General features: G+C 41.9%; 20 protein-coding genes. 4 read left to right on the top strand and 16 right to left on the bottom strand.

Translation table 11 applies throughout. From position 1 onward, the window contains the following. Positions 1 to 2: 2 nt before the first annotated feature. Together NYE25_RS03710 and NYE25_RS03705 are read right to left on the bottom strand one after the other, a co-directional pair. On the bottom strand, positions 3 to 764 hold the full coding sequence (locus NYE25_RS03710) for a class I SAM-dependent methyltransferase (RefSeq protein ID WP_341145140.1): 762 nt from the start codon (positions 762 to 764) through the stop codon (positions 3 to 5). Beyond that, on the bottom strand, positions 761 to 1,747 hold the full coding sequence (locus NYE25_RS03705; RefSeq protein ID WP_341145139.1) for a phosphotransferase enzyme family protein: 987 nt from the start codon (positions 1,745 to 1,747) through the stop codon (positions 761 to 763). The genes NYE25_RS03710 and NYE25_RS03705 overlap by 4 nt, the downstream gene beginning before the upstream one ends. A gap of 147 nt (positions 1,748 to 1,894) precedes the next feature. Here NYE25_RS03705 and NYE25_RS03700 point away from each other — a divergent pair, with 147 nt between their 5' ends. Beyond that, a complete protein-coding gene (locus tag NYE25_RS03700) occupies positions 1,895 to 2,389 on the top strand; it encodes a hypothetical protein (RefSeq protein ID WP_042187835.1) in 495 nt (164 codons plus the stop codon). A 97-nt stretch (positions 2,390 to 2,486) separates the two neighbouring features. Further along, entirely contained in the window at positions 2,487 to 3,245 is a 759-nt protein-coding gene (locus NYE25_RS03695) for a hypothetical protein (protein ID WP_341054482.1), read from the top strand. Positions 3,246 to 3,315: 70 nt separating this feature from the next. On the opposite strand, the gene NYE25_RS03690 is transcribed toward NYE25_RS03695, so the two are convergent. From NYE25_RS03690 to NYE25_RS03675, 4 genes are all read right to left on the bottom strand, one after another. Next, complete coding sequence (locus NYE25_RS03690) at positions 3,316 to 3,789, bottom strand: GNAT family N-acetyltransferase (protein ID WP_341145138.1); 474 nt, start codon at positions 3,787 to 3,789, stop codon at positions 3,316 to 3,318. A gap of 24 nt (positions 3,790 to 3,813) precedes the next feature. Further along, positions 3,814 to 4,509: an HAD family hydrolase gene (locus NYE25_RS03685; RefSeq protein ID WP_339270989.1), complete on the bottom strand. Its 696-nt coding sequence runs from the start codon at positions 4,507 to 4,509 to the stop codon at positions 3,814 to 3,816. Positions 4,510 to 4,587: 78 nt separating this feature from the next. Beyond that, positions 4,588 to 5,634 (bottom strand): Gfo/Idh/MocA family protein, encoded by a 1,047-nt coding sequence (locus NYE25_RS03680; protein WP_076286381.1) that lies wholly within the window; start codon positions 5,632 to 5,634, stop codon positions 4,588 to 4,590. Positions 5,635 to 5,652: 18 nt separating this feature from the next. Then, positions 5,653 to 6,540 carry a sugar phosphate isomerase/epimerase family protein gene (locus NYE25_RS03675; RefSeq protein WP_042127341.1) on the bottom strand — a complete coding sequence of 296 codons (888 nt, stop codon included), beginning with the start codon at positions 6,538 to 6,540 and terminating at the stop codon, positions 5,653 to 5,655. 123 nt (positions 6,541 to 6,663) lie between these two features. Here NYE25_RS03675 and NYE25_RS03670 point away from each other — a divergent pair, with 123 nt between their 5' ends. Beyond that, positions 6,664 to 7,548, top strand: a complete 885-nt coding sequence (locus NYE25_RS03670; RefSeq protein ID WP_341125330.1) for a helix-turn-helix domain-containing protein — start codon at positions 6,664 to 6,666, stop codon at positions 7,546 to 7,548. A gap of 64 nt (positions 7,549 to 7,612) precedes the next feature. Here NYE25_RS03670 and NYE25_RS03665 read toward each other — a convergent pair whose 3' ends face one another. From NYE25_RS03665 to NYE25_RS03640, 6 genes are all read right to left on the bottom strand, one after another. After that, the gene (locus NYE25_RS03665; protein ID WP_341145137.1) at positions 7,613 to 8,440 is read right to left on the bottom strand and encodes a hypothetical protein; all 828 of its coding nucleotides are present in this window, start codon (positions 8,438 to 8,440) and stop codon (positions 7,613 to 7,615) included. A 75-nt stretch (positions 8,441 to 8,515) separates the two neighbouring features. Beyond that, the gene (locus NYE25_RS03660) at positions 8,516 to 9,619 is read right to left on the bottom strand and encodes a Gfo/Idh/MocA family protein (protein WP_341145136.1); all 1,104 of its coding nucleotides are present in this window, start codon (positions 9,617 to 9,619) and stop codon (positions 8,516 to 8,518) included. Positions 9,620 to 9,639: 20 nt separating this feature from the next. Continuing rightward, positions 9,640 to 10,362 carry a ThuA domain-containing protein gene (locus NYE25_RS03655; RefSeq protein ID WP_341145135.1) on the bottom strand — a complete coding sequence of 241 codons (723 nt, stop codon included), beginning with the start codon at positions 10,360 to 10,362 and terminating at the stop codon, positions 9,640 to 9,642. 49 nt (positions 10,363 to 10,411) lie between these two features. After that, positions 10,412 to 11,572, bottom strand: a complete 1,161-nt coding sequence (locus NYE25_RS03650) for a Gfo/Idh/MocA family protein (RefSeq protein ID WP_341145134.1) — start codon at positions 11,570 to 11,572, stop codon at positions 10,412 to 10,414. Position 11,573: 1 nt separating this feature from the next. Then, complete coding sequence (locus tag NYE25_RS03645) at positions 11,574 to 12,674, bottom strand: LacI family DNA-binding transcriptional regulator (RefSeq protein WP_341145133.1); 1,101 nt, start codon at positions 12,672 to 12,674, stop codon at positions 11,574 to 11,576. Between the two features lie 110 nt (positions 12,675 to 12,784). Beyond that, entirely contained in the window at positions 12,785 to 13,660 is an 876-nt protein-coding gene (locus NYE25_RS03640) for a LysR family transcriptional regulator (RefSeq protein ID WP_042187813.1), read from the bottom strand. A 129-nt stretch (positions 13,661 to 13,789) separates the two neighbouring features. Between NYE25_RS03640 and NYE25_RS03635 the strand changes: the two genes are divergently transcribed. Beyond that, positions 13,790 to 14,683, top strand: a complete 894-nt coding sequence (locus NYE25_RS03635) for a DMT family transporter (protein WP_341145132.1) — start codon at positions 13,790 to 13,792, stop codon at positions 14,681 to 14,683. A gap of 84 nt (positions 14,684 to 14,767) precedes the next feature. On the opposite strand, the gene NYE25_RS03630 is transcribed toward NYE25_RS03635, so the two are convergent. From NYE25_RS03630 to NYE25_RS03615, 4 genes are all read right to left on the bottom strand, one after another. Beyond that, positions 14,768 to 16,267: a DHA2 family efflux MFS transporter permease subunit gene (locus NYE25_RS03630; RefSeq protein ID WP_042187809.1), complete on the bottom strand. Its 1,500-nt coding sequence runs from the start codon at positions 16,265 to 16,267 to the stop codon at positions 14,768 to 14,770. Positions 16,268 to 16,520: 253 nt separating this feature from the next. Beyond that, positions 16,521 to 17,270: a stalk domain-containing protein gene (locus NYE25_RS03625; protein ID WP_076286390.1), complete on the bottom strand. Its 750-nt coding sequence runs from the start codon at positions 17,268 to 17,270 to the stop codon at positions 16,521 to 16,523. 126 nt (positions 17,271 to 17,396) lie between these two features. Further along, complete coding sequence (locus NYE25_RS03620) at positions 17,397 to 18,161, bottom strand: M15 family metallopeptidase (protein WP_218641855.1); 765 nt, start codon at positions 18,159 to 18,161, stop codon at positions 17,397 to 17,399. Positions 18,162 to 18,206: 45 nt separating this feature from the next. Beyond that, complete coding sequence (locus NYE25_RS03615) at positions 18,207 to 19,112, bottom strand: hypothetical protein (RefSeq protein ID WP_076298910.1); 906 nt, start codon at positions 19,110 to 19,112, stop codon at positions 18,207 to 18,209. Positions 19,113 to 19,143: the final 31 nt, after the last annotated feature.

Here is a 19,143-nt window from a genome sequence, read left to right as displayed (position 1 = left end):
CCCTATTTTCGCAGTTTAAAAACCAAAAAATCGCTGCAGCGAAAATCCTCCTCAAAAGACGGATACTTCTCAAGCATTTCAGCAGAGGGCTTCGGCTCAATCATTTCTTCGATTTGAAATCCAGCCCGTACAATCGTATTTACATAACTGGATAACGTCCTATGAAAAATCAGAAACTTTTCCTCTTGATCTATTGGGAAGTTCTGATTATAAGTGCCCTCGTAAAAATAATTATCTACTTTCCAATAAAGCTTCTCACCAGTATCCGACTTCACCCATCCGCTACCAGGGGTTACAAAGCAAGGATGTGGAATTGAGAATATAAACGTCCCTCCATCAACTAACAACCGATACATTTCATGAATCGCCATCTCATAATCAGATAAGTCATGAATCACCATGTTAGAAACGATGAGATCATAACTCTCATTCTGAAGAAAGCTGAGATCTTCACAATTGCCATGATGGAAGTTTATCTTTAATTCCTCTGGTGATTTACTCTTGGCTATCGTTATCATGTTCTGCGAGTAATCAACGCCAGTGACTGAGGCACCTGCCTTAGCTAACATTCTGCTTAAATATCCTTCACCACAGCCTGCATCTAGCACCTTCTTATTTTCAACAGAACCCATAAGACTGAATAAAGCTGGATTCAAAAAAATTTCTCGATGGATATCCCCGTTTTTACTGTTCGAAGTTGAGATTAGTTCTGCGTATTTATCCCATCTTTTTATGGCTTCTTTACTGCCCAATTCATCATTCATTTGATCACCTCTAAATTTCTGAAATAATCCATTTTACTGTCGATAAATCCATTGTCAAAGTCAGCTGCACCAATAAGCTCACCTTCACTGAAACATAAAGCAAATAACCAAAGCTGTCTAAGCGCAACGAACATAGGTACGGCACTAATATCATTGTCACTGAGATCTCTTAAACTTATATATCCATTTAAAAATGATGCCCATAACCGTTCTACTTCATCTTTATCATGGCCGCTATGAATCTCTCTTGCCAATCTAAACTCAGCGATATCATAGGCTCTCCATCCGTAACCACAAATATCGAAATCATAATGAGTTAATTTCCCTTCGTCCGTGAAAGTCACATTCGTATTCCCATGCAAATCGCCATGGCAGATGCCCCAGTCGAGCCCCGCTTCCAGATGTACTTCAATCTGCGCTTTTAATTGTATGGCAAGGTCATACAGGAATTGATAATCCTCTTGTCGATGGCTCATATGCAGTTTGATCGTATGAAGCGGTTCCTCAATTAAATGTTCAAAATCAAGCTTACCTCTTACATGTTCACTCTTAAAGTTGTCCGTAGCTGTGTGGATTTGTGCAACTGACTGACCAAATAAATAGCTGTCTTTTACCGCATGAATAGGCTTTTCATTTCCTACTGCAAAACTAAACATAACGCCATACTTCACACCCTCAGGCACCAAAAATTCATTAAATATGATCCCATCTTTTCGAGGAATAGGAATGGAGACGTTTACACCTTTTTCGTGCAAATCGTTCAACAATTCTAATTCAAAATCAATCTCCGATCTACTCCGTCTATCCGCACGATAAACACGAAAGATGTATTTTTCCAATGCCGTTTCTAAGATGTATGTATCGTTCATGCCTCTAAGAAAATACTGCAACTGTACTGGTTCTGGAATCTCATAATGCTCTTTAATATGTAATAATAATGCGTCTGTTGCCAACAGTGAGTATGTAATAGGAAAAAAACTCAAGTGTATCCCATCCCTTTAGGTTATTGATAGTAATACTTACACCATACCATATTTAGGGAATTGAATCATTTCCTTCTTGAAGCTGTGAAACTAATGTATGGTAATATAAGTATAATAATACAGAATCAATTACATGGAGGTGTTCGAATGCGTAAATCACCGTTGATATTGAGTATGATTTTATTATCCCTAACGTTAATTATGGGCTGTAGTTCAGAAGTGGATGATGCCACTAAAGCCGCTGAGAAGTACAAAAATGTTGAATATACCATTAAGGTTTCTGATGACTTATTTTCTGAGGAATCCATTCTAGCCCGAAATGAAGAAATGAAACCGTACTTTACTGAATACTATACCGAAAAAGCTATAGGAAGCCGAATCACAACTATCCCTTTTCAAATCGCTAATAAACAAAAGCTTTCTTTAAAACCAGATAATCTAAAGTTCACCCTTTCCGAACAAAAGAAAAATATTGTTGAGTTAAAATATACTTGTGATCTTGTTATGTTGGATAAGGATGACAAAGAAAGTAAACGTGTCCCTTTGGAGGGAATACTGACTATGTTTGATGTGGATGGTCAATGGTTAGTGCAAGGAGATCGTTTTGACTCGGAGGCTTTAATGAAATTGATTTATGACTAATCACCCTTCATATACCATATTATTACTGGAACATATTATCTAACAATAGTAATATTAATTTCCAGTACATTGTAATATGATAAGGAGCTAATGAGTCATGAAGCGAACTGCGTGGATCATAGTAACATTACTTTTATTATTGGGGAGTATTCCAATTACTGCGTCAGCAAAAGCAGCAACTGCAAAATCATGGAAGACACTTTACTCTGAGTATATCAAGAAAACGTTAATGGATGCTACTAGAGATAGGTCTTATGACGGCGACTTCAATTATTTCACTTTAGTAGATTTGAACTTTGATGGTACTCCTGAACTTATACAGGGGTATTCTTTACGATTCATTCAGCCCATCAACATTGCTCTAACCGTCCAAAATGGAAAAGTCATTCCATTCAATTATCAAGGAAAACTGAAGGATATTTCAGAGGGTATATTTAATGTAGGTATGGGTGGATTTCTACCGCGCGATGAAAATCGTGGCCTGCATCTCTATAAGAACAAAAAAGATGGAACATTACGTTATATCGCTTTTGTAGATGGCAGTGGTTCGTACAATTCTAATTTGCAGGTTTTCGAGATTAGTTTCCAAGGAACCAAATTTAATGACAAAGAGATATTCTTGGCCGACATTCCAGATCAAGAAAAAACGGATGATTTGCCAAGCTATTATGTAAATCAAAAAGAAGTGAATAAATCCGCCTATGATAAGGCGTATAAGCAATATTTTTCAAACTTGACGTTAGTACCAAGTAAAGTTATCACTGCAAACTATACAGACCTGTTTAATAATGAAGTTAACAAATTCGTTCCAAATGGAATCGCTAATTTTATAAATCGTTATTCTTCATCCAAATAAAGCTTGTTGATTGATCCTCCTTCATTAGATAAAAAAGCAGACTGCTCACCATAGCAATCTGCTTTTTTGATTAAATTAGCTTTTTACTCATCCGATAATTAACTAACAGTACTCCTTTTCGTTCTACACTTTGTTTCATCATAAGCTGGTATCCCTGTCGTTCAAAAAAGGGTCTAGCTGTAATACTTGCTTCGGTATCCATTTCATGAAGACCAAGTTCTCTCGCCTTCATTTCAAGCTTGTTCACGAGAGCAGAGGCTACGCCTTGGCCTTGGAAATCTTTGTGGACATAAAGACGATCCAAATGTCCTTCCAACGTCATATCCGAAAAGCCAACTATGTACCCGTTAATTTCGGCTACATAAGTAATATTTTGACGTAAAGTAGTGCTCCAAGCATCAAGTTTGAGGGTCTTTTCCTCTTTAGGTGCCCAAGCATTAAGCTGTTCTTGTGAATAGTCTTGTTTGTTTACGAAATGAACTGTCTCATAGAACAATGAGATAAGCTGACTAATATCCGATTCTTGATAAGCTCTAATTTCCATTGTGTGTTCTCCTTGCTGGCATTGCTACAACCCCACTACATCTTTAAGCTCCAGAAGAGAACTAATCATATAGTTAGGCTTGAGGTCTTTAGGAACCTCTATATTCTGGCGATTGTAATAGCAGAAGTCAATGTCAGAATTCACAGCACCATGGTAATCATCTTGTAAAGAATCCCCAACGAACAGCACTTCATGATTGCTTAGCTGTAGATCTATTAAAGACATTTCAAAAATCCTTTTATCAGGTTTTCGGATGCCTACCTCATCAGAGATCATTATGGATTTGAATATTTCATAGATCTTACCGGCTTGAAGTCTTTTTCTTTGTGCCTCACTGATCCCATTGGTGATAATCCCCAGAGCATACTTATCTTTAAATGAAGTTAAGATCTGTTCCGCTCCTTCTTCAAAATAACAGGAATTACAAAAATAATCCCAATAAGTATCTGACAGTTTGCTATGAAAAAACTCCTCCTGTTTAAGGGTGTCTCTAAAAGAATACCTCAATACCTCTCCTATAGTCTTCACCTCACCACCACCCACAAAGTTCATCCAATGGCGAAAATTATGGCCTGAAAACTCTCCATAAAATAAAGACCACGCCTCAATATCTTCTACGAAGAGATTATGATCGTTACAGGTTCTTTTCATCGCTTCGATTTCACAAGTACTATAATTTATTAATGTATTATCTAGATCAAATATAATGGCTTTGTACATAATATCCTCCCCGAATAATGTTCTTATCTATCATAACATGAACATTAAAGTTTGGATAAAATTAACAAAAGGTTTTCATCACTCTGAGGTACTCATGAACTCTACTAGATCAATTTTCTGACCTGTTTTAGCACTTTCCAGCGCTCCAAATACCATTGCCATACTATACCGATTATCTCTACAATTTGTCTCTGCTGGACGCTCTTCTGCTAGTGAAAGGAACATTTCCTCCAAACATCCTTGATGGAAGGTTTTGTCCATATTAACAGCTTCTCCATTTACACGCTCTACATCACGAATAAATTTATCACTCTGATCTCCTGATACGACTACCTCTGCATATGGCATCTCATGACCATCCCAAATCGCAGTTCCTTTTTCCCCATTCAGACGCCAAGCTGCTTCCCAAGAGGTAGAGGCACCTTCTGCACACCAAGACCCCTGATAAGTAAATACAGATCCGTCCGACATCTCAAAGATACACACTGCCGACGCATTCCCCTTATACCATGATCCGGGAGGATTAAACTCCTGACAGTAAACGGAAATCGGATTGGCTCCACTAATAAATCGGGCCTGATCAAAGGTATGAATCGCCATATCCAGCAGCAGAGGACTTTCCATGACATCACGGAACCCTCCGAAATGAGCGCCGAGGAAAAAGCTAGAACTGATGTATCCTACTCTACCAATGGTGTCAGACTCGATTAAGTTGCGCAAAGAACGAATACGAGGGTCATAACGTCGGTTCTGCATCACAGCATGGGCATTTCCGGTTCTTTCAGAGATCTCAACAATCTTAGTGCACTCTTCCATAGTCTCGGCCAGTGGCTTCTCACTAAACACATTACATCCGAGTTCTAATGCAGTGCTAGAAATGCTGTAATGGCTTCCTGGAACTGTAACGTCAAACACAAGATTAGCTTCAGTCGCCTGAATTGCTTCTTTAATGTCAGTAAACGTCAGACAAGAAATCTCATGCTTTGCCGCCATCGCTTGTGCTGACTCCAATCGTATATCTATAAGTGCAACAATCTGAGTATCTGAACGTGATAAAGCGTATTCAATCCAGGCGTTAGCCATTCCTCCGCAACCTGCAACCGCTACACGGTACTGAGCTGTCATCATTCTCCCCCTCTATGGTTACAGCGGATTAGGTACAAAGCTACCGCCCCTGCATTGTTTCAAATAATTTAAAGCATGTACTTGTCCCATCATTTCCAGCTCATCCCGATACACAGGATCATGCCAGCCTTCAATATCAATCGTACCTTTATAACCTGCCTGACGCAAAATAGAAATAACATCAGTCCAGTTCGTATCTCCAAAGCCCGGAGTACGGTGCCATACATAAGGATTTGGCCCGTGGATACCATATTCTTTCACGATATCCCAAGCGATGGTGGCATCCTTACCATGTACATGGAAGATCTTATCTGTCCATTTACGAAGCTGCGGAATCGGATCAATCAATTGGACCATCTGATGACATGGCTCCCATTCGAGTCCTATATTATCAGCAGGCACAGCATTGAACATCTTCTCCCAAGCTAATGGATTGTGAGCAATATTCCAGTCACCTGATCCCCAGTCTCCACCCATGGAACAGTTCTCGAAAGCAATTCGCAAACCGCGATCCGCTGCTCTTTTGGACAACTCTCCAAACACCTCGGTGAACTTCGGAATAGATTCATCAATGGATACCCCTGGTAACCTTCCTGTAAAACCTGATACCATATCCGTTCCGAACAAATGAGCATGATCAATCAGTCGCTCCCAGCTCGCGATTGCATCGGAATTATCACCAGTATTCGTCAAAGGATTGCCGAAGATCCCAACAGATGAGATCACGAAGTCATGTTCTGCTGCAAGCTCTTGCACACGCTTTCCAGTTTCCACGAGATCTGTTTCCCCTGTTGTTTGCCAGAAGGTTAAGCTAAAAGATTCAAATCCATGTCCTACAATTTGTGGAATCACTCTTACAGCGTCGCCGCCGCCTACTAATGTTCCAATTCGCATTGTATCCTTCATCTTGTGACCACTCCAATATTGGTTTATAGTAAGTGCTATAACCCGAGTATAAACTGCTTCTGAGCTTAAAACTCTTATTATCTTGTGTTTATATAGTCGTATCTTGTGGGAGTTGAGTGAATTATGAGTTATCCTAATGATCTTAAAGAATATCCTCAATTAGAAGAAAAAACGTATCCATTCCGATTATTTTTTAATGAATGCAAGAACGCAAAGATCGGTCAGAATATCCTGTATTTACACTGGCACGAGCATTTCGAAATCATCATTATGCAAGAAGGCAGCGCCATTTTTCACATAGACAGCAAGCCCTATGAACTGCATGCCGGAGAGGTATTGTTTGTTCCCTCTGGAGGATTGCATGTTGGGTACAGTCTGCGGGATGATCATGTTCGTTTTATCTCCGTCGTATTCCATAGTTCTTTATTTAAGGATTGGAAGCAGGATCCTCAGCATGAGCAGTTTGTAATCCCTTATTTAGAGAATCGTTATCAGCTGCCGGTCAAACCTGCAGAGCTTGTTCCGACCTGCTCCACATATTTTTCTCTTCTGGATACCATCGTTGATGAAGTACTGCAGAAGGGACCTGCTTTTCAACTGGTCATCAAGAATCAACTGCATTTACTCTTTGTGCTGCTCTCTCGCACCTTTCTACCTGAACAAGTATCCGGTAGAACGAATGAGAGGCACTCCTTTAATCGCGAACGTTTTAAGCCACTACTAGAGTATATGGAGAACCATTTCGATGACAAAATGACCGTAGAAAGCGCCGCAAGATCCGTAAATCTAAATCCATATCATTTCTGCAAAACCTTTAAGAGGCTAACAGGTCGAACCTTCATCGATTATGTTAATCTTTGCCGAGTAAATGAAGCAGAGCGATTGCTTCTCGAGACCAATTTTACAGTGACTGAGATTGCAGGAAGAGTCGGCTGCGACAATCCCAATTATTTTACCAAGCTGTACAAGCAGTATAAAGGGATTACCCCTTCAGGGGTTCGAAAATAGGCGATTCTTTCTATTCACGAAAAATAGCACCGTTTGCCTCTCCCAAACGGTGCTGGCTATTGGATTATTCCGTAGTAGTAAGCTGTAACCTCCGCACACTTGCAAGCGCGGGAAAAGATTCATCCACCATACCGGTACTCCATAGCTCAACCTGCTGTCCAACCTTCAAATCCTTAAAGCTAATCGATTCTCCAGCTTCATTAAACATTGTTGACTTCTGATTGAATGAGAACCAGTAAGAGGGATCTTCCATGCCAGGTTCAAGGATGAGAATCCGCTTCGCCTGTTTGGTATCGATATCTACGATTTGACCTATTACATGTGGTTCGCCTAGCTCTGAAATGTCGTAGGTCAACATATCCGGAGCGATCCATTTTTCTATCTCAAGTATGGCCGTGTCAGCATAATCAGATGGAATTGTGATCGTTACTTTATTACCAATCGTGTCCACACCGGAACCGTATAGATTAAGCTTCTGGTAGAGTTCTTGTTTATGCAAAAGCTCTTGTGCAGCTAATAACTCTTGCATCGAATATTTAACATCATGGAGCTCATAAGTACCTGCCGCGAAAGTCTGAGCAAACCGCTGCTCAATCTGCGAGTTCAAACCCACTATATTGATATGAACCTTATTATCCTGTAGATAGATATCTCCGTTAGGAATCTTCTGAGCGGATAGGAAAGCTTTAATCGCTTCAGGATCACTGGAGTAAAGCACTTTTTCAGCTTTATGATCTTCTATTCCAGCGCTCGCAGTAGGCGAGATATCTGGAGTTGCAGTAATTGCAACAGCTGGAGCCGGCTCCTTATTCGACTGTTGATCTTCTGAACATCCACTTATAAATAGTATAATAACAGAAATCCATATCCAGCCACCAAGCCACTTATGCATCCTTGTCACTCCCTCACTCTTTATCTTCTCAAACGGAGATTGGAAGTGATAGGTTGCAGATTCAGAATGAATTCTTTAATCTAATGTATAAGGAGCGAGTCCAATCGGAAGAGCTTCAGGACGGGTGCAGGTACTCTTCATTTCGTAGAATGAATGAGTATCTGAAGAATCATGGAATGCCCACATCGCTTCTAGTACATGATAAGCCAATTCTCCACTGGCGCGGTGCTTTCTTTCCGTCCGAATGGCATAAGCCATATCCGCTGGACCAATTCCGCGTGTATTTTGATCATATCCAGCTAACAGCGTTTGCTCTGTCCATTCATTCTCACCTATGAGCCTGAATTTCACCGGACCGCCAAAGTTATTAGGATCCGGCACTTGAATCGTTCCAAGTGTTCCGTAGATTTCTATATGCGGCAGGTTACTGCCGCCAAAGATATCAAAACTTGTAATCAGCGTTGCTATGGCTCCATTCTCAAATCTTAATGTTCCGGCAACGTGAGTTGGAATTTGAACAGGAATTTTATTACCCGATTTCTTCTCACTTGTAATCGTGCGTTCGACTAGCGCTTTACCAGTCATCCCGCTAACCGTACGAATTGGACCCAATAACTGCACCAATGCTGTCAAATAGTATGGTCCCATATCGAACATTGGACCTCCACCAGCGGCATAGTAGAATTCTGGATCTGGATGCCAATGCTCATGTCCACGCCCCATCATAAATGAGGTAGCTGCAACGGGCTCGCCAATTACCCCCTCCTCGATCAGTTTCAATACGGTTTGGATGCCCGATCCAAAGAATGTTTCCGGTGCGCTGCCTACTAGTACGCCCTTTTCTCGAGCCGCTGACAGAACTTGGCGTCCTTCTTCTCTCGTCACAGCAAGTGGCTTCTCAACATACACATGTTTACCCGCTTCGATAGCTTTCAGGCATACATCCGCATGAACAGCTGGAATCGTCAGGTTGATAACGATCTCTATCTCCGGATCATTCAGTAATTGCTCTGTGGTGTAAACGCTTGGAATATTGTATTTATCGGCTTGTTCCTTCGCTCTCTCCAAGTCCAAGTCCGCACATGCAACTAGATCAAGAATCTCGAACTTCTGGCAATTCTCCATATAGATACTACTGATTTTACCGCATCCGATAATGCCTACTTTGACTTTATCCATTCGATGATCGCTCCCAGAGATTATTGACTGTCTGCCATTCCGCTATAGCTACTACTAACCGCTGAAATATGGGATTGCGCGTGAGCTTTACCCTCGGCAGCCCATAGCAGTCCTCTGCGCATCATTTCCTTTACCTGTGGCATAGCTACAATATCGGCATGATGTCCGAGTGAATTATAATACACTCTGCCATGACCCCAACGTTTGGTCCAAGCTACTGGCATATCCACGTCTTTGTTGAAGGAATGTGGGCCTTCAACAACTGGAAAGCGAGTCGTTGCAAGTACTTCTACAGCGGGATCTACATGCAGATAATATTGCTCTGAGCAAACGGTGAAATCTTCTATTCCATCTACCAAAGGACTTGAGCTTTGACGAATCTCTACGGTATAGTTAACTCCGTCATTGCCGGGATGAGCTACCCATTGCCCCCCTGTCATAAACTGCCAATCCACATTATTTCGGAAAGAATCACACATCCCGCCATGGCAACCCGCAAGACCCGTTCCGTTCTGAACAGCTGCAGAGACATTATTCACAAGATTCTGTTCGATTGTACCCATCGTCCATACCGGAACTATTAAATCTAGTCCAAGAAGCTTCTCCGCATCGGCAAAAGCCTCAAGTGTATTCGACACCTCAACTTCAAACTGTTCCTCTTGCAGTACCTTAGCGAATATATCAGCTACCTGTTCAGGCTCATGACCGTCCCAACCGCCCCATACTATCAATGCTTTTCTCATCTTCAGCACTCCTTCTAATAGAGGTTGTTCAAACACGCATTTTTGTTGATTACATCTCAGAGATTTCGACCCACCGGCGCTGTTCAATAGAGCGTTCTACCGCTTCTAATACAGCTTGGCATTTCACTCCATCATGGAAATTAGGTACAGGCTGACGTCCTTCTTCAATCGCGTTAGAAAGCTCCAACATTTCGTGAATAAACGTATGTTCAAAACCAATCGTATGACCCGGCGGCCACCAAGCCTCCGCATATTCATGAGCTGGGTCCGTTGCTAGCACACGCCGAAAGCCCTGAACATCCTCTGTATCTGAGGTTAAATAAACCTCGAGTTCATTCATTCGCTCGAAATCAAATTTCACACTGCCAAGGCTTCCGTTGATTTCAAAAGAATTGGTAGAGCGATGACCTGCTGCGAATCTTGTAGCTTCAAAGCTACCTAAGGCACCGTTATCAAAACGGGCTAAAAACAATGTGGCATCATCTACAGTTACCTTGCCCTTAGGAGCATCCTTATCCCCTTTGGCACTTAATCCGGTCATTTCAGCAGCAAGTGGACGTTCTTTAATGAAGGTCTCACTCATACCGATTACTTCCTTCACATCACCTACTAAGAAATGTGCCAGATCAATGAGATGCGCACCCAAGTCACCATGTGAGCCTGAACCCGCAATCTCCTTCTGCAATCTCCACACTAACGGGAACTCCGGATCAATAATCCAGTCTTGTAGAAACCAAGCCCGAAAATGATAGATCTTCCCAAGCCGCCCGCTCTCTACTAGCTTCTTAGCAAGTCTAACCGCCGGTGAAAAGCGATAATTAAAACCAACCATATGTGTAACCCCTGCATCTTCAGCGGCTTGCAGCATTTCACGGGAATCCGCCAAGGTCAGTGCGAGTGGTTTTTCACAAAAAATATGTTTACCAGCTTTAGCTGCTGCTAGAGCAATCTCCTTATGTGCATTACTAGGGGCATTTATATCAATAAGATCGATATCCTCACGAGCGATTAGATCTTTCCAATCCGTAACACAATCCGACCATCCTAATTGAGTGCCAGCCTCTGCAAGCGCTTCAGCATTCCGTCCACAAATCACAGACATCTCAGGTTTAAGCGCTTTCGGGAAAAACATTGGCAAACTGCGATAAGCATTACTGTGCGCCTTACCCATAAATTTATAACCGATCATTCCAATGCGAAGCTGTTTCATCTTATTCCTCCTCAGATTTCTTAGATTTAGATGAAGCTCGTATTACTAGTTCAGTCGGTAAGTTAATCTGGATAACTTGGGAGGGGGTTGATATTTCTGAGCGACTATTCCCCTGTAATTCTAATACCTTAGATACAGCAATTTCTCCTAGCTCATAAAAGGGAACACGCACACTGCTTAAGGCTGGTGTAGTAAGCTCAGCAGCATCTGAATCATCATAACCCACCATGGCTGGGATGCGATCTCTTGGGATGCCTAGTTCCTGTAGACCTTGCTGCAATCCAATGGCCATGCGATCATTGGCCGCTACAATGGCATCAATCTCATTCAGCAGAGGCAACATCTTCTTGGCAGCAATAGCACCGCTTTTACGACTGAAGTTACCTTCGAATAGAAGTGATTCATCTAAAGGAAGGTTAGAATCCTCCAAAGCGCGCAAATAACCAGTTAAACGATCTCGGCTGTTCGAATAAGATGCTGGCCCGTTTAGAAAGGCAATCCTCGTAAAGCCCTGATCCAGTAAGTGCCTGACCGCTTGCCAGCTTCCTTCGACATGATCAGCATCCACCTCGTGAAAAGCCTCTCCTTCAAAATGCTGATTAATCAGGCAAAACGGATGACCTTCCTCCTTCAAACGTCGAAGTGAGGCTAGCTCACCTGGATCCTCTTTGGCACCGAGTACAATACAAGCATCAATCTTCCGCATCTTAAACAATTCGTTATAGTCCACTCTCTCTTCGGCATTTCGAAACAGCATTAACAGATCATAACCCTCTTCTCGCGCCTTACTCCCAATTCCACTTAATATTTCTGAAAAATAATAAGTGGAGAACAAGCGTGCATTTGGCAAATAAGGCATTACTACACCAAGGTGCCCACTTCTTCTACGAGCAAAGCTCTGCGCGAGTGAACTAGGGGTATATCCCAGCTTGAGCGCAGCTGCCAACACTCGTTCCTTCGTTTCTTCCTTGAGCGGGCCTACGTTGTTTAACACGCGAGAGACTGTGGCTTCTGACACTCCGGCAAGCTCGGCAACCTCTTTACGGCTGGCGATAGAAATCCCTCCTACGAAAGCGCATTCAGTAAATGTACGCGCGTACATTCTCTCATGAACAAAGTCCCTCGTCAACCCTTATTTTGGATATTCATTCATAATAAAACCCCTGAATTAATCAGGGGTTTTGCTCATTCTAAACGGTGTATTCTTAGGGTTCAGGGATGCCCCATCAACCACGCTTGTACATGCTTTAGGAACTTTTTAGTGGCGGGAGATGCGTATTTCATAGAATGTACAGCGATTCCAAGTGATCTGAAACTACGTTCTTCCAATTCAAGCATCGTTACATTATAATTCTGACGGGTTAATACAAGCTCTGGCAAAATACTAATTCCGAGTCCCTTCTCCACCATGGCCATAATGGCATAATCATCACCTGCTGAGAACTTAATATTCGGTTTGATGCCCGCCTTATCCAGTACACGCCTTACATCATAATCTGAACCTGCCTTCGGGATGATGAAATCCTCTTTAGCAATTTGGGATAAGGAGAGAAAAGGTTCTGCACTAAGCGGATTTTCTTTGGATACGATTCCTAACATCCGGTCCTTTTTTAAGGGAATCACTTCGAACTTCTCACGCGTAGGCAGAGAAATAAAACCACAGTCAACGACTCCAGCCTCGATCCATTGCTCAACCTCTAAATAACCACCTTCCATCAACCTGATTTCGATATAGGGGTACTCACTGCGAAATTGCTTAATCATTCCTGGCAGCCAATGCACGGATACACTCGTGAATGTACCGATGGTAATGGTCCCGACCTCTAGCCCATGTATATCTGCTACTTCCTGCTTCAATTTTTCATTCCACTTCAGAATTTCACGGATAGGCTGTAGTACTTGCTCCCCGTTTACCGTCAATTTAACGCCAGATCTATTTCTAATTAATAACGTGAAACCAAATTCCATCTCCAAGCTACTAATCGTGTGGCTAATTCCAGATTGCGTAAAGCCCAGTACATCTGCTGCTTTTGTTAAGCTACCTAGCTCTACAACTTTTAGAAAAATCTCATACTTATTGATGCTCAACCTCTATCCCTCACCTTTTTAATTTACATAAGTTTTACTCATGTATCCTATGATAAACATTCAGTTACCTTATGTATAGAGCCGTATTATACTGAATTGAGTTGAAAATGAAGAAGGATGGATGACGCGATGAAACCGCTCAAAGCTGAGCTGATGCTGTTAGTTGTAACATTATTTTGGGGTTCCTCCTACATATTTATGAAAATGGGGTTAGGCACGTTAGGCGAATTCAATCTGATTGCACTCCGCTTCGGACTTGCTTTTATATTAGCCACAGTGATCTTCCACAAACGTTTAAGAAAAGTTGACATCAAAACATTGAAATATGGTGCTCTACTCGGATTCTTACTCCTCGGTGTGTTCACATGCATAACGTTCGGACTGAAGACTACGACAACCTCCAACGCTGGATTTTTAGTAGCCCTGACAGTCATATTTGTACCGATACTAGATCGTATACTTTTCAAAAAAAGAGTCGCACCTCCGCAGGTTTTCGGCTCCGTACTCGCTATAGCTGGAATTGGACTTCTTACGTTAAACGCTACCTTAAAAATTGGGCCAGGTGACTTCCTCTGTATTCTTTCGGCGGTGTTCTATGCGGTACAGATCTTATTTACAGGCAAGGCTGTAAAAGAGTGTGATTCACTGAATATTGGAATCTTACAGTTGGGTTTTGCCGGAGGGTTCGCTCTAGTGTTATCTGCGCTATTCGAGACACCTTCACTTCCTTCGACCTTACCAGCATGGATTGCGATCCTCGCACTTGGGATTCTCTGTAGTGCCTGTGGCTTCATCCTACAACCCATTGCTCAAAAATATACTTCACCTACACGCACCGGACTGATCTTCTCCCTTGAGCCGGTATTCGCCGCGTTGTTTGGCTATTGGTTCGCCGCTGAAAAGCTATCGATACAAGGATATGCTGGTGCAGCTCTTGTTCTACTAGGCATTGTAGCATCGGAGCTACTCGGTAAAGTTACATTCAGCCCTAGGTGGGCTCAGAAGAAACCAGAACATCTATAGGATGATTTTCTCATACAAAAAAGGCGTCGTTAGCTATACAAGCTGAACGACGCCTTTTTTTATTATCTAAGATTATCGTATAAATTAATGTCCCATCATCATTGCTGCATCTGCTTTCTGACTCTCTTCGGAGGAGGAATCATTCGAGGAAAGCTTTGGTTTGCGCAGGATAATACTCATAAGTACACCGACTACAGCTATACAACCAGATAGAAAAAATACATCATCAAAACCTAGAACTGCTGCCGATAAAGGATTACTTCCTGCTTTCAATGCTCCCATATGCACAGTGATTTGACTTGTCAGATAACCCGTCAAGCCTGCTACGGCAAAGGCCACAACCACCTGCTGTGCCGCTGCTGTAAGCGATGTGACCCGGCTCACCAATTCACGCGGTGCGGCATTTAGAACATGTGTATTGAGTGGCATCATCGCTATACCCATCCCAAATCCTAATAAAGCAAGATACATCATAATGGTGTTTAGACTTGTAGTCATCGAAATCCCAGACAGTAGGAATAGGGTAACTGTAATGATGCTCAGACCCACAAAAGCCAGCGGTCGTGCCCCTATCTTATCAAACAATTTACCACCAAGCGGCATGCCGATTACACAAGCTAAAGCTTGCGGAAGCAGAATCAGCCCCGTCTCTAGTGGTGTATAAGCCCGAATCTGCTGTAAGTATAGCGGCACGAACAGCATGGAACCAAACAGTGCGGCTTGCATGACCCATGTTAAAATAATGCCGCGGGTGAAATCTGAGGAGCGAAAGACGCGCAGATCCAGCAAAGGCTGTTTATGCCGCAGCTCAACGATTATAAATAGAATCAGTGCAACACCCCCAACAGATAATCCAAGGATTGCTGGAGTCGATGACCAACTATTCGACCCGCCTTCATTTACTCCATAAGCTAGCATGGAAAACGCAATCGGTGCCAGTATAATGCCAAGTATGTCGAGGTTGCCTTTACCGATCTTCTCCGTCTTGGGCAAATACTTAACACCAAGAATAATACCAACAATCCCAATCGGCACGTTAATCAGGAAGATCCAATGCCAGCTAACATATTCAACAAGCCATCCGGACAATATCGGGCCAAGTGCAGGTGCAAGCAGCATGGGAATCCCAAGCATTCCCATAATCGATCCTCTTCGTTCTGCTGGAGCTAACTTAAACACCATAGCCATCCCAATAGGAGCTACCATCCCCCCACCAAGTCCTTGGATCACACGAAAAATAACAAGCTGCGAAGAAGTTTGAGCCACAGAACATAACATGGAGCCGAGAATGAACAACGTGAGCGTCACCAGAAACACTTGTTTAGAACCGAAGCGATCTGTCATCCAGCCTGCGAGCGGTATTACAGCAGCTAAAGCTAACGTGTAACCTGTAATCGCCCACTGAATCGTTTTTAAATCTGAAGAAAAATAGTCCACCAGTTTGGGTATAGCCACATTCACGACGGTTCCATCCAGAATAACCATAATCATTCCGACGATAATAGCAAGAAGCGGGGGGAGGATCGCTCTTAGCGAGAAGGGCCGTTCTTCTGTCGGGCTACTCTGAGTAATTGATTTTGTCATCCAGTACTCCACTCTTTTCTCTAATTTAGTTAAATGCTTTAACAATTATTTCAAATTTTAATTTACCTTCGATGAATGTGAAAGTCAACAAATAAAACCCTTTTTTACAATAAAAATACATTGCATTTACGTTCATCTCAGTATGTTTATTGAAACACAAAAAAGGCTATGCATGGCTCCAAGAAGAAATCTCTTCTTAAGGGACGCACACATAGCCTGTTGTTCTAAACCTAAATCTTTATTATTCTCAAGATTAAATGGAAGGAAGGTTTCCTTTTAATTCAACAATCTTACCAGACTTATTGAGAACAAACTCAAGGGACGCATCCGTTACAGCAAAGCCAAGTACACATTGTATTGACATTTGATCTTCTTTTTGAATACTTTCAGTAGACTTTATCCCATGGTAAGTACCAGCTCGTGCAGTAAAATCAGCCCAATATTTCTGTAAACCCGTAGTGGAAAGCGAACGCTTCATTTCATCACTAAAGAATCGATTCTCTAACTCTTGAAATTGTCCAGTGCTCAGCAGTCCCGCTATCACACTTGCTGTAACCTCAGGCGCATAAACTTCCACTAGATTAGCTTCAGCATTATAAGAGGTTACCAGTCCTACACTAGTGAAAAAAGAGAGCGGAACATATAAGTGTTCCTTCCTAAACACAACATTATCCTTAAAGTCTCTTTTCTCTTTATCATTAATGGTAATATAGTCGTTTCCTACTTTATATTCAATCTTTTGTTTGACTCCGTTTAATGTAATGGTGTCCGTACTTTTTTGATAAGTGGTTTGATATTTCAAGACGCTTGATGCCTCTCTAAGGGGTAGCATGACCGTAGAACCGTTTGGATACGCTGAATATTGATCTGATTTCAGAACCTGACCATTCAAAACCACCTTTACTTCACTAGCATCTGCCCAAGCCGTAGAAGAGGTAGTTCCTCCAAATCCATTTACCAATAACAGTACACTTAACACTACAACAACCGCGATTTTGTTCATCCGTTCGAAACCTCCCTTTTTTTGACTATTAGTATTATGTGCGTTTCCAGCATCTGCTAATCCTAATGGTAGTAAAGCTCAACAAAAAAAGTGAATCGCTTCTTACATGGACATTCAAGTTCTAGGTTATTCCACCTTGAAGTCAAAATATTGTTTAGGATAAGGTTCCTTGATCAACGTAAAATGCCACCATTCTTTGCTGTAAGGTTTAAATCCCTGTTTTACCATCGCCTCTTTGAGGATCGCCCGATTTGCTTTCTGAGTCTTGTTGATTAAGGGCGTATCGTAATAGGAGATGTCTCCGAAAAAATCAAAAGGGCTTCCCATATCTACTTCAGCTCCCGTTTCTTTATTTACGATCGTTAAATCGACGGTGCTACCTCTGGAATGGCCTGATTTTTTAGCTATAAAACCAAGTTTAAATAGATTACGTTTATCCAGTCGCGGATAATATTGCTGTTTCATTTTAGTATCGACGGCATTCTGTGACCATCTTACAAAATGATTCACCGCCGTCTGCGGACGATAAGCATCATAAATTTTAAGAATATACCCTTTGTCCGCTAAATCCTCACTTACAGCCTTCAAAGCTGTTGCCGCTGTCCGCGAGAATATCGCTAAAGGCGCCTTGTAGCCATCAATCCGCTTCCCCACAAAATTATTATCTCCGTAATATCGAATCTCATATTGTGCCGTTGGAATCACTTCATCCAGATAGACAAAACCTTGCGGTAAATGGTTCTTCTTCTCCATATGCATTTGCTGCAGCACAGAGTCTGTTGAAGAGCCGACATAAGCAGCATCAGCACTACCCATAAACATACTGTTTGTCCACAACAACAGCACGACTGCGAAAACAGCGATTCTTATTCCTTTTGATCCTATTCTCAATTAATCCAGCCTCTTCTCAGATGTTGTCTTTACATACTCTAATAATTACGAGTTTACGGTTTCAACTAGAAATTTTTCTATTACAGGAGTGAATTTATTATTCGTAGAATTAAGTAATTGTAGTAGCTTTTCTAAAATCGAAAGAATTCTAGTATCAACTTTGCTGTTTTTCAGTGCATTCTCATACGCCTTTTTTACTTCTGGTTTGATAACTTGCTCATCATAGTCATATGCAGGTGTATTACTTGTTCCATACAATAAGCGGGACGTTGCAATGAGAAGTTCTTTTTGAAGAACGGTTGAACGGTTAGAAGCAGGATATTTCGTCACAAAATCCTCTATTGCAAGCGCTCTATTCGTTAACTCGGTCCAACTGATTACAATCGCTGCATCAGATACACTCGGTTGATTAGATTCGGTGGCCATGATGTCAATATAAGCTGCGATGTCCTTCGTAATATACGGCTTAAAGATCTTAAATCCCTCATAATGCATCACCGGATAGTACATGCCCTCACTGGTCTCCAGCTTATATCCCTTATCCCGGCCTTCAATTAACACATTGCGTACGTTGGCATCTTTGATCGTATTAAAGAGTGAGGTATAGGTTAGATTTTTGCTTTTGGAAAAAGCACTGTTTATCTCTTTCTGCATCTTGTCCGGAAAAACCTTTTCTGAGTATACAGATAAATGTGCCTTCTGTGCATTCTCGAGCTGAAGTGTCATCTGAGTCGCTGCCCAGGTATCCACTTCTTTGATATGGTTAATTAAATAATTACGTGCGTTAGCAAGAGATGTCGACTTCTGTACATACTGCTGGAATTGATTATAAACGCCTGCAGATTCCGTTGCCGTTGCGGCAGATACTGGCTCTATACCCAAAGTACTGAATCCTGTCACTGAACCAAGGGCTATAGCAATACTTAACAAGCCGGATTTTTTCCAGTTCAATAGATGACCTCCCTTTTGCCATATATGTAAT

Source organism: Paenibacillus sp. FSL E2-8871 (assembly GCF_038000345.1).
Classification (GTDB): domain Bacteria; phylum Bacillota; class Bacilli; order Paenibacillales; family Paenibacillaceae; genus Paenibacillus_AQ.
This window is presented reverse-complemented; position numbering and strand designations above follow the sequence as displayed.

Bases quoted from the DNA above. Each gene is read 5' to 3' on its own strand.
- NYE25_RS03710 (WP_341145140.1), bottom strand. From the start codon at position 764: ATGAATGATGAATTGGGCAGTAAAGAAGCCATAAAAAGATGGGATAAA.
- NYE25_RS03700 (WP_042187835.1), top strand. From the start codon at position 1,895: ATGCGTAAATCACCGTTGATATTGAGTATGATTTTATTATCCCTAACG.
- NYE25_RS03695 (WP_341054482.1), top strand. From the start codon at position 2,487: ATGAAGCGAACTGCGTGGATCATAGTAACATTACTTTTATTATTGGGG.
- NYE25_RS03690 (WP_341145138.1), bottom strand. From the start codon at position 3,789: ATGGAAATTAGAGCTTATCAAGAATCGGATATTAGTCAGCTTATCTCA.
- NYE25_RS03685 (WP_339270989.1), bottom strand. From the start codon at position 4,509: ATGTACAAAGCCATTATATTTGATCTAGATAATACATTAATAAATTAT.
- NYE25_RS03680 (WP_076286381.1), bottom strand. From the start codon at position 5,634: ATGACAGCTCAGTACCGTGTAGCGGTTGCAGGTTGCGGAGGAATGGCT.
- NYE25_RS03675 (WP_042127341.1), bottom strand. From the start codon at position 6,540: ATGAAGGATACAATGCGAATTGGAACATTAGTAGGCGGCGGCGACGCT.
- NYE25_RS03670 (WP_341125330.1), top strand. From the start codon at position 6,664: ATGAGTTATCCTAATGATCTTAAAGAATATCCTCAATTAGAAGAAAAA.
- NYE25_RS03665 (WP_341145137.1), bottom strand. From the start codon at position 8,440: ATGCATAAGTGGCTTGGTGGCTGGATATGGATTTCTGTTATTATACTA.
- NYE25_RS03660 (WP_341145136.1), bottom strand. From the start codon at position 9,619: ATGGATAAAGTCAAAGTAGGCATTATCGGATGCGGTAAAATCAGTAGT.
- NYE25_RS03655 (WP_341145135.1), bottom strand. From the start codon at position 10,362: ATGAGAAAAGCATTGATAGTATGGGGCGGTTGGGACGGTCATGAGCCT.
- NYE25_RS03650 (WP_341145134.1), bottom strand. From the start codon at position 11,572: ATGAAACAGCTTCGCATTGGAATGATCGGTTATAAATTTATGGGTAAG.
- NYE25_RS03645 (WP_341145133.1), bottom strand. From the start codon at position 12,674: ATGTACGCGCGTACATTTACTGAATGCGCTTTCGTAGGAGGGATTTCT.
- NYE25_RS03635 (WP_341145132.1), top strand. From the start codon at position 13,790: ATGAAACCGCTCAAAGCTGAGCTGATGCTGTTAGTTGTAACATTATTT.
- NYE25_RS03630 (WP_042187809.1), bottom strand. From the start codon at position 16,267: ATGACAAAATCAATTACTCAGAGTAGCCCGACAGAAGAACGGCCCTTC.
- NYE25_RS03625 (WP_076286390.1), bottom strand. From the start codon at position 17,270: ATGAACAAAATCGCGGTTGTTGTAGTGTTAAGTGTACTGTTATTGGTA.